Origin of the sequence: Pseudoalteromonas luteoviolacea NCIMB 1942 (assembly GCF_001625595.1) — a bacterium.
Taxonomy (GTDB): domain Bacteria; phylum Pseudomonadota; class Gammaproteobacteria; order Enterobacterales; family Alteromonadaceae; genus Pseudoalteromonas; species Pseudoalteromonas luteoviolacea_A.
Genome location: NZ_AUXT01000226.1, coordinates 1 through 2,154 on the forward strand (window position 1 = coordinate 1; position 2,154 = coordinate 2,154).

The 2,154-nt window shown below is 40.0% G+C and carries 4 protein-coding genes; 1 reads left to right on the forward strand and 3 read right to left on the reverse strand.

Going from position 1 to position 2,154, the window contains the following annotated elements; genetic code table 11:
- Both N482_RS23910 and N482_RS23915 read right to left on the reverse strand, forming a co-directional pair.
- Nucleotides 1–645: transposase (locus N482_RS23910; protein WP_196765379.1), on the reverse strand; the 645-nt coding region annotated here is incomplete at its 3' end.
- 132 nt (nucleotides 646–777) lie between these two features.
- Nucleotides 778–1,149 carry a hypothetical protein gene (locus N482_RS23915; protein WP_063379433.1) on the reverse strand — a complete coding sequence of 124 codons (372 nt, stop codon included), beginning with the start codon at nucleotides 1,147–1,149 and terminating at the stop codon, nucleotides 778–780.
- 72 nt (nucleotides 1,150–1,221) lie between these two features.
- Between N482_RS23915 and N482_RS23920 the strand changes: the two genes are divergently transcribed.
- A complete protein-coding gene (locus tag N482_RS23920) occupies nucleotides 1,222–1,431 on the forward strand; it encodes a hypothetical protein (protein ID WP_063379434.1) in 210 nt (69 codons plus the stop codon).
- Here the strand turns inward: N482_RS23920 and N482_RS23925 are convergent, their stop codons facing one another.
- Nucleotides 1,432–1,839 (reverse strand): hypothetical protein, encoded by a 408-nt coding sequence (locus tag N482_RS23925; protein ID WP_063379435.1) that lies wholly within the window; start codon nucleotides 1,837–1,839, stop codon nucleotides 1,432–1,434. It lies immediately after the preceding gene.
- Nucleotides 1,840–2,154 lie beyond the last annotated feature (315 nt).

Here is a 2,154-nt window from a genome sequence, read left to right on the forward strand (position 1 = left end):
TTGATGTGTGGCTAAAAACTGCGTGATTTTATCTGCACTTTTATCTAGCTTTTCTTTTTGCTTTAAATCTTGATTAATCTGCTCTTCACTTAGATTATCTTGTGATTGGTGTCGCTCGATAATACGTTTACTCGCTCGCTCTAATTTGGCCTTTTTACGTCCAAGCTCATCGAATGTACCGCTCCATTCTTTACTCGCATTGGACTTTAATTTACACCCATCAATTGCAAACATATTACGGCCAATTAAACCTTCCTCGTCACATATCATCAGCACTTGCGTAAAGAGCGGTTCAATTTGTTCGTGCATTTTAGCAACGAAACCCGCTATTGATGTGTAATGTGGTTGCACATCGCCCGACACACTCATAAATAAAATGTTTGTTTCACATGCTTTAGCAATACGACGACTACTGATTAAACCATGTGCATAACCAAGTAAAATAATCTTTAGCATCAACGATGGTGGATATGCCGCAGCGCCTGTTTTATCGTTGTTGTACCATGCATCAAACCCCGTTAAATCGAGTTTATTTTCAACAATATGACAAAGCGCATACTCAAAGGTGCCTGGCAAAATTTGCTCAGAGAAATTGATAGGAATGAATTTATTTTGGCAGGAGAAGTCAGGCTTGTAGTTAGCCATAACACGTTACTGTGGATGAATAATATCTATTAGATCACAGCAACCAACTCGATTCAAGGTTAGAAAACAACCAATTAAAAATCCATTAAATCAGTACCTTAAAAGAGTAATCCTACAGCCTCAACGCCGCGTTCACCGGCTTGTCCGGTGTAACGCCTTGTTATAAGCGTTGTCGATTTCTTGAGATATATCACCCATCGCCTTGCTTAGGCTTGAGCTGATAGAGTTTTGCGGGCTATATTTATTAAAAACCACATCTATTTCTTTAGCATCTGGATGCCTAACAATCACGTCGAGATAAACTCTTAACCTTTCTACCTTTGTGGTTGGCCTTTGAAGATCTTTTTTTAATTTCTCTTGAAATTTAAGGATTTCATCGTCGTCATCCCACTCATTCAATTCAGTGTACAAAATTCGAGCGAGTTTATTCTGAGACCAGCCTAGCTGAGCTATCAGTTCTTTTATTTGCGACAACAGCTCAAGAGATGTTTGCTTTGTCCCCATTTGTCTTTTCCTATTCCCTAGCATTACCAATGTCCCAGGCGGGACAATTATTATTCAAATTTGGAGACTACTATGTCTAAATCAATGTCAAAAGCCGCTGCTGCTCGAATTCAGTCAGCGACAGCTAAATCAAATGGTGGAGTCGTCCCGAAAGGTTCTTTTGCTGCAAGAGCGCAATCTGCTGCAAGCCAATCTGGTTCAACTCGCCCACCCAACGGTCCAAGCACTACCGGTAAGCCTTCTGGAGGTGGACGCGGTAATAACCCACAAAAGGGAAAGTAACTAATTGCAGCTAGTCAGGCTGCTTCTAAAGCGAGTCAGGAACTCTGACTCACTTTTCTTTAGCTCTTTATAACTGATCACTTCCATTGTTTTTTCTAACGCACATACACAAGCCTGAGTTTTTTCAACATGACGGTAAGAGTTCATTAGTATGCGCGACGAGTTTACACAACTATCTATAAGTTCATATTCAACATTAAGTGGGTATCGTTGATCCTCAAAGAATATTTGGTCTGCTTTATATGTTCCGAATGCACCAATAAATAGAGCAGTTGTAGCCGATAAAATCGGCTTCTTAAATTTCTTATAAGAGTGGCCTGCAAATGACTCTTTGCATTCGCTACAAACAATATTCTCACCAAACTCAATTTTGTTGTCTGTAGCGCAAGATGGACATTCGATCTGCATTGATTTCCTTAGAGCTTATAACGCCGCTATTAAGCGGATGAAATCAGTTGGCTATAATTGTTGAGGGACGAAACAAAGCCAACTGTTTTTGTTCCGACTTAAATGCCCTTGTTAGATTTACTGTTCCACGAAACCAACAACAGTAAACCCACTTCCCTCTTGACCGCATGATAAGTAATAGTTATTAGGGAAGTAATTAATTTCATCAAAAGTGCTCTCACTAACTACACAACTTTCGCCGCCGCTTGTTAAAACTTTTTCAAATAGAGAGTCAATTGTCGGAGCTGTAGTTAACCCCCTGTGTCAGGATAGTTG

Excerpts from the sequence above, each read along its gene's own strand:
- N482_RS23920 (WP_063379434.1), top strand. The coding sequence starts at position 1,222 with ATGTCTAAATCAATGTCAAAAGCCGCTGCTGCTCGAATTCAGTCAGCG.
- N482_RS23925 (WP_063379435.1), bottom strand. The coding sequence starts at position 1,839 with ATGCAGATCGAATGTCCATCTTGCGCTACAGACAACAAAATTGAGTTT.
- N482_RS23915 (WP_063379433.1), bottom strand. The coding sequence starts at position 1,149 with ATGGGGACAAAGCAAACATCTCTTGAGCTGTTGTCGCAAATAAAAGAA.